This is a genomic window from Kitasatospora sp. NPDC059462 (assembly GCF_042749955.1).
Classification (GTDB): domain Bacteria; phylum Actinomycetota; class Actinomycetes; order Streptomycetales; family Streptomycetaceae; genus Kitasatospora.
This window is the reverse complement of record NZ_JBHYUU010000294.1, coordinates 1-6572: the sequence shown is the minus strand read 5'-3', so window position 1 is coordinate 6572 and position 6572 is coordinate 1. Positions and strand designations below refer to the sequence as shown.

Genomic DNA, 6572 nt, shown 5'->3' with positions numbered 1-6572 from the left:
GTCGCCGCCCGGTCTCCCGGCCGTCTCCCGGCTCCCGGCTCCCGCTCAGCGTTCCTTCAGGATCGAGGCCAGCAGGTCGATGGTGCGCTCGGGCGTGAGACTGTCCACGCAGAGCCGCTCCATGACCTGGATGTAGGCGTCCACGTCGTCGCGCTTGTCCAGGTACAGCGCGCTGGTCAGCTGCTCCAGGTAGACCACGTCGGCGAGATCCTGCTCGGGGAAGCGCAGGATGGTGAACGCACCGGACTCACCGGCGTGGGCGCCGAAGCGGAACGGCATGACCTGGATGACGACGTTGGCCTGCTCGGCGGCGTCGATCAGGTACTGGACCTGGCCGCGCATGACCTGGGGCCCGCCGACCGGCCGGCGCAGCGCGGCCTCGTCGATGACCGCCCAGAGCCGCGGGCTGTTGCCCTCGGTGAGCAGCTTCTGACGGCGCATGCGCAGGCTGACCCGGCGCTCGACCTCCTCCTCGCTGATCACCGGCCGACTCTGGCCGAAAACCGCCCGTGCGTACTCCTCGGACTGGAGCAGGCCGGGGACGAACTGGACCTCGTAGGTACGGATGAGGGCAGCGGCCTCCTCAAGGCCGACATAGGTCTGGAACCATCCCGGCAGGACGTCGTTGAAGCTGTGCCACCAGCCCGACTTGTTCGCCTCGCGGACCAGGCCGAGCAGTGCCTCGCGTTCGAGGCCGTCGTCCACGCCGTAGAGGCTGAGCAGGTCGGCGACGTCACGTTCCTTGAAGCTGACCCGGCCGAGTTCCATGCGGCTGATCTTGGACTCGGAGGCGCGAATCGCGTAGCCCGCGTCCTCGCGGGTGATGCCGCGCGTCTCGCGGAGCCGGCGCAGCTGGGAGCCGAGGAGGATCCGGCGGACCATCGAGCCGCCGCCCGGCTGAACTGTGGTCATGCGGTCCTAACCTCCACCTAGGGCAAACAGCGCACAGTCTGCCATCAGTTGAGCGCTCACGGTGCCGATACTGACGGATGTTCCTATCAGTTCTGCACTCCGCACACCAGGATGCACGTGCATCCGGCGCTTGCATATGCCATTTGAACGACTGCACGTGAATCGACTCTTGCATCTGCAGTGAGCGCAGAGCACGATGGTGCACGTGCACCTGCACATCCCTGGCAATCCCGCGGGCTCCGCGTCGACCCCACGCGCGATTCCGTGCACCGGCCCGGCAGCGCCCCCGCGCCTCCGGGCCCTCGTGCGCGCGCGCCTGGTCGAGGGGCGGCCGCGCGGCCGAGCGAGTCGGAGGTGACCGGCATGACCCCGGCGGGTCCAGCCGTGTCCGCCCCCTTATGGGAGGAGCTCTTCATGAGCACCGGAACGGCCTTGGCAGTCGACCCCCTTGTGGTCACCTGTACGCTCGCTCCCCGCTATGAGGCTGTGAGAACCGCGCGCGACTTCGCCAGGACCGCCCTGCAGCGGTGGGGGCTGGGCGAGCTCTTCGACGACGTCGCGCTGGTGGCATCGGAGCTGGTGACCAACGCGCTGCGGCACGCGATCGGCGCGTGTCCCGGTGCGGCGGACGACTACGACTTTCCCACGCAACCGACGGTGGAGAGCCGGCTGCCGATCCGAATAAGCCTCGTGCACCGTGCGCCCCAGGTGGTCTGCGCGGTGAGCGACCCCAGCAGCACCGGCCCGGTGGCCCGGGAGGCGGACTTCGTGGCGGAGTCCGGCCGGGGACTGCACCTGGTCGACTCGTTCAGCCGCTCCTGGGGCTGGCACCCGCTCGGCAGCGGCAAGGTCGTCTGGGCCCTGTTCGAGGCGGAGGAGGCCCTGCGGCCGGCCCCCGTCCAGGTCACGGAGTTCGGCGGACGGCACCGGCGCTCGGCCTGAGCGACCGACCGGTGAACCGGGGAACCGGGGAGCCGAAGGATTCAGGGAACCACCACAGCACGGCGAACGGCACCCCGGCAGCGGCGACCGGCGACCCTCGGGCAGCGGGCACCGGCAGCCCCCGGCGGTGGCGCCCCCCTCCTCCGATCCGCGTGCGGCGGCTCGGCACGGCGGCGGCGCACGGGAGCCGTGGCGTTCCCGGCCCGCCCGGCGGCACGGATCGCGGGCGGAGGTGCGGATTCCCGGGCGCAGGCACGGACGGACCCGGTCCGGAAGGGCTTTCCGGAGCAGGACCTCCGGGACTCCCGCGCCTCCAGGACTCCCGGATCTCCGGGGCTCCGGACAAAGACAAAGGCCGTCGTGGTGTCAGCACCCACGACGGCCCCCCGATTGGTGAAGCCGGCGGCCGGTCAGACCGCCAGGTGGTCGAACTCCCCGTCCTTCGCCCCCAGGAGCAGTGCGGCGATCTCGGCGCGGGTGTAGATGAGCGCCGGACCGTCCGGGAAGCGCGAGTTGCGCATCGCCACTTCGCCCCCCGGGAGGGCGGCGAACTCGACGCAGTTGCCCTGCGAGTTGCTGTGCAGGCTCTTCTGCCAGACCACGCCCTCCAGGTCGGTGGCGGCCATCCCGTTGTACGTGTCGTACGTGTCGTGCGTGTCGTGCGTGTCGTGCATAGAAATCTCCCGAAGAGCTCCGGAGTGGGTCGTTCAGCTCGGCGCCCCGGCCCCGGCCGAACGGACGGGCCGGCCCCGTACCGGCCCGGCACAACGCCTCACTTGACGTGATGATAGCTCCAGTGCACGTGCATCAGCACGGGACGTTGCAGGTGCACGGCCTTTTCGACACCGAACCGGAACTCTTCACGCGGCACCCGCCTGACGGTACGTAAACGGACATAGCCGACTGAATCGGCAAGGGGCCGATAACCGCCCGTAGGCGGCCACCCGCCGATTGTTGATCTTCGAACGCCGGGAGTCGTCCTTCCGTGACCCTCCGTCAGGCCGCGCGGGCGCTGTGAGACATCTCACGCGCGGGAGCGGCAACGCGGTTCCCGTTCCGGCGCATCTGAAGGGGTACCGGGAGAACTGCCGCCCCGGGGCCGGTTATGTCCGGTTTTCACGGCGGCCCTCCCGTCCGGTTCGGCAGCCGACTGCGGAGCGGGTGGAGCGATGTCCTACGATCTCCGCCATGAGCACCGCAGCCATCCCGGGCGCGCCACTGCCCGTCCGCACTCCAGGCTCCCGTGCGCGGGGGCGCCACCGCCGTCCCGAGCGCCCCGAGATCCCGTCCGGTTCCCCGGCCCTGCTGCTCGCCGTCCCCGCGGCCGCCGGGCCGGACTCCCGGTCCGTCGTCGAGGAGCTGCTGTCCATCGTCCGCAGCGAGCAGAACGGCGTCCGGACGGTCGCCGGTTACCTCCCCTCCGGTGACACCGACGTCGAGGCGGACGGCGAGCGCACCGTCGCCGAGCTGCTGGCCGAGGCCGCCGAGGCCGGGCTGCCCGCGCCGGTCGTGGTGCCGCTGGTGCCCGGCCCGCACGACTTCCTCCCCGCGCTGCACGGGCTCGCCGCCGAGTTCGGCGCCCCCGTCACCGACGCGCTGGGCCCGCACCCGCTGCTCGCCGAGGCCGTGCACGTCCGCCTCTCCGAGGCCGGGCTGGCCCGCGCCGACCGGGCCCGGCTGTTCGCCATCGCGACCGCCGCCGACGGCGTGGTGCTCACCACCGTCGGCGGGCAGGCCGCGGCCGACGCCGCCGGGATCACCGGCATGCTGCTGGCCGCCCGGCTCGCCGTGCCGGTCGTCGCCGCCGCACTGGACGTGCCCGGCTCGGTCGCCGACGCCGTCGCCCACCTCAAGGAGATGGGTGCCCAGAACCCGGCGCTGGCCCCGCTGGTGATCGGCCCGGAGGCGGACGCCGAGCTGCTCGCCACCGCCGCCGAGGAGTCCGGCTGCCCCTCGGCCGCACCGGTGGGCGCGTACCAGGCGGTCGGCCAGCTGGTCGCCTCCACCTACCTGGCCGCGCTGCCGGCCGTCGACGCCGAGGCCCTGGCCGGGGAGGCCGGCGCCGCCGAGGAGGGTGGCCCGCGCGCCGCCGGGCGCCACGCCGCCCAGTAGCCCCGCTCGCCCGGAGGGCCCGGAACGGACGCACCGTTCCGGGCCCTCCGGCGTTCCCGGGAGACGGCCCTGCGGCGGCGCCCTCCAGCAGGACGGTCCCGGGGGCCCGCCTGCGGTCCGGCTGCGGCCTGCTGCCGCCCAACTCACGCCGGAGGGATCCAGGATGACGGCAGCTCCGCTGACGGCCCGGATGCTGACGGCGTCGCAGGCGGCGGCGAAGCCCCCGGTCGGGCGTGCCCGCGCCGGCGCCGGTCACCTTCCCGCCGCCCCGGGGGGGCTTCTCGTGGATCCCGGAGAGGAAGGCCCGGGGCGTCGACGCGGCCGGGGGCGAGGGCGCCGCGGCTCTCGACGGTGCCGCCGATCGCCGCCGGGGCGGTGGCGACGGCATGCCGGCGCCGGAGGGCCGGGCGAGTCGGGCCAGTTGGGGATGGTTCGGGCGTGATGTCCGTTCTGAGAAGCTTTGCCCGCCGATGCACTCCGCACGGCCGGGTGACCGGACGGGAGCGCCCGGTTCCTCGCCGGCGCCCGCCGGTGCGCGGCCCTCCCCCGGGACGGCTGCGGCGCGGCGGACCGGTGCGGGCGCCCTGAGGCACAGGCAGGTGCGTTGACCGCGAACGGCGTTGCCGGAAATCGGTCATTTCTGATCATGAAGGACAGCCGGCGGGCGCGCTTTTCGCAAACAGTGACGAGCGTCACACATGTTTGCGGTTTGAACGCGCCTCTGCTTAACGTGCTCCCCGTTCGTGGCCACACGGACCCAGCACGTCCGCGACGCCGAGTCCTGCCGTCGGGCGTGCTGGCAGCGCAATGCACCACGGCAGGAGCGGGGGAACCACAGGTAGTCCGCCCAGGACCGGTCCACGGACCGGCCCCGGGCTAGGGGTGAAGCCGCGTCCACAGCGCGGCCGGGCAACTCCAGCCCGAATCCGACAGCTCACCTCGCAGGCGTGGGAGAGGACCGCGTCTTCATGCTGCCCACCAACGGCACCCGACTGTCCGGCCGTACCCGTCGCGCGATCGCCACCCTCGGCGTCGCGGGCATCGGCCTCACCATCCCCTGCCTGACCGCCGGCACCGCCTCGGCCGCCTCCGTCGCCACCTGGGACAAGGTCGCCCAGTGCGAGAGCGGCGGCAACTGGAGCATCAACACCGGCAACGGCTTCTACGGCGGCCTCCAGTTCACCAACTCCACCTGGGCCGCGTTCGGCGGCACCGCGTTCGCCGCGCGTGCCGACCTCGCCACCAAGGACCAGCAGATCGCGACCGCCGAGAAGGTCCTGGCCGTACAGGGCCCCGGCGCCTGGCCGGTCTGCTCGGTCCAGGCCGGTCTCACCAAGGGCGGCACCCCGGCCTCGGTGGACACCTCCGCCGCCGCCGGGCCGGCCACCAAGGCCCCGGCCCGGACCCCGGCCACCGGGCCGGCCACCGAGGCGTCCGCCAAGCCCGCCGAGAAGCCCGCCGCGCAGCAGCAGGCCGCCGAGCCCGCCGCCGCCCCGCAGGCGGCCCAGGGCGACCGGCAGTGGCGTCAGCAGGCCGGTCAGCAGGCCTCCCGGGACTACACCGTGGTCGCCGGCGACTGGCTGTCCACCATCGCCGACCGCAACCAGGTCCAGGGCGGCTGGCAGCGGCTCTACGAGCTCAACCGCGCCACCCTGACCGACGGCCCGCACGCCATCTACCCGGGCCAGCACCTGACCCTCGGCGAGCGCGCCACCGGGCAGGGCTTCGACTGGTTCAACCGCGGCCAGGGCGGCACGCAGGCCCCGGCCCAGGGCCCGGCCCGGACCCCGGCCACCAAGCCGGCGAGCAAGCCCGCCGCGCAGGCCGAGGCCCCCGCCCCGGCCCCGACCGCCACCGGCAGCATGGCCGCGGCCGTCGCCTTCGCCCAGTCGAAGGTCGGTCAGGCCTACGTCTACGGCGGCACCGGCAACGGCGGCTGGGACTGCTCCGGCCTGACCCAGGCCGCGCTGCGCGCCGCGGGCGTCTCCGTCCCGCGCGTCGCCGCCGACCAGGCCGCCGCCTCCACCCACGTCGCGCTGGACGCCCTCAAGCCGGGCGACCTGCTGTTCTGGTCCAACAACGGCAAGGACTCCGGCGTCTACCACGTCGCGCTCTTCATCGGCGACGGCAAGTACGTCGAGGCCGCCAACCCGAGCTCGGGCGTGCGCGTCCAGACGCTCGCCAACTGGGCCCCGGACTTCGCCGGCCGGGTCTGATCCCCGCACGCCGCCGCCCCCGGGGAGAGACCGGTCGCTCCTCCCCGGGGGCGGCGGCGTGCCCCGGCGGGTCCGGACGCCGGACGGCCATGGTCAAACCGGGGTCGCGACGGGCATGCTGCTGCCCTGCACCCGAGAAGGAGTCACCATGGCCCAGGTCACCGTCTCGCTCGACGCCAACCTCGCGATCGACGTGATGATGCTCTCCGGCACCAAGAGCCCGCAGGACGCCGTCGAACTGATCCTCCGCGACTACCTGGAGCGGGGCCGGCGCACCGAGACCCGCACCGGTGACGCCGCCGACGGCCACCGGGTCACCCAGGACCGCCCGACCGTCCAGGAGGGCTGAGCGGGAACGCCGCGGGGGCCCGGGAGCACGCTGCTCCCGGG

6 protein-coding genes and 1 riboswitch are annotated in these 6572 nt (G+C 73.5%); of the genes, 4 read left to right on the top strand and 2 right to left on the bottom strand.

Annotated elements, in window-relative coordinates; all coding sequences use genetic code 11:
• Window positions 1–45: 45 nt before the first annotated feature.
• On the bottom strand, window positions 46–912 hold the full coding sequence (locus tag ACFXAM_RS37060) for a helix-turn-helix transcriptional regulator (protein WP_350571705.1): 867 nt from the start codon (window positions 910–912) through the stop codon (window positions 46–48).
• Between the two features lie 414 nt (window positions 913–1326).
• Between ACFXAM_RS37060 and ACFXAM_RS37055 the strand changes: the two genes are divergently transcribed.
• Window positions 1327–1854: an ATP-binding protein gene (locus ACFXAM_RS37055; protein ID WP_380298134.1), complete on the top strand. Its 528-nt coding sequence runs from the start codon at window positions 1327–1329 to the stop codon at window positions 1852–1854.
• Between the two features lie 410 nt (window positions 1855–2264).
• Here ACFXAM_RS37055 and ACFXAM_RS37050 read toward each other — a convergent pair whose 3' ends face one another.
• Window positions 2265–2528, bottom strand: coding sequence for a DUF397 domain-containing protein (locus ACFXAM_RS37050; RefSeq protein WP_380298132.1), 264 nt, complete (start codon window positions 2526–2528; stop codon window positions 2265–2267).
• A gap of 514 nt (window positions 2529–3042) precedes the next feature.
• Here ACFXAM_RS37050 and ACFXAM_RS37045 point away from each other — a divergent pair.
• The 3 genes from ACFXAM_RS37045 to ACFXAM_RS37035 all read left to right on the top strand — a co-directional run bounded on the left by ACFXAM_RS37045 (window position 3043) and on the right by ACFXAM_RS37035 (window position 6531).
• On the top strand, window positions 3043–3966 hold the full coding sequence (locus tag ACFXAM_RS37045; RefSeq protein ID WP_380298131.1) for a hypothetical protein: 924 nt from the start codon (window positions 3043–3045) through the stop codon (window positions 3964–3966).
• Between the two features lie 762 nt (window positions 3967–4728).
• A riboswitch (cyclic di-AMP (ydaO/yuaA leader) is annotated at window positions 4729–4927 on the top strand.
• Window positions 4914–6182 carry a transglycosylase family protein gene (locus ACFXAM_RS37040; RefSeq protein ID WP_380298129.1) on the top strand — a complete coding sequence of 423 codons (1269 nt, stop codon included), beginning with the start codon at window positions 4914–4916 and terminating at the stop codon, window positions 6180–6182. Its footprint overlaps the riboswitch before it by 14 nt.
• 148 nt (window positions 6183–6330) lie before the next feature.
• Window positions 6331–6531 (top strand): hypothetical protein, encoded by a 201-nt coding sequence (locus ACFXAM_RS37035; RefSeq protein WP_380298127.1) that lies wholly within the window; start codon window positions 6331–6333, stop codon window positions 6529–6531.
• The last annotated feature ends 41 nt before the right edge of the window (window positions 6532–6572 follow it).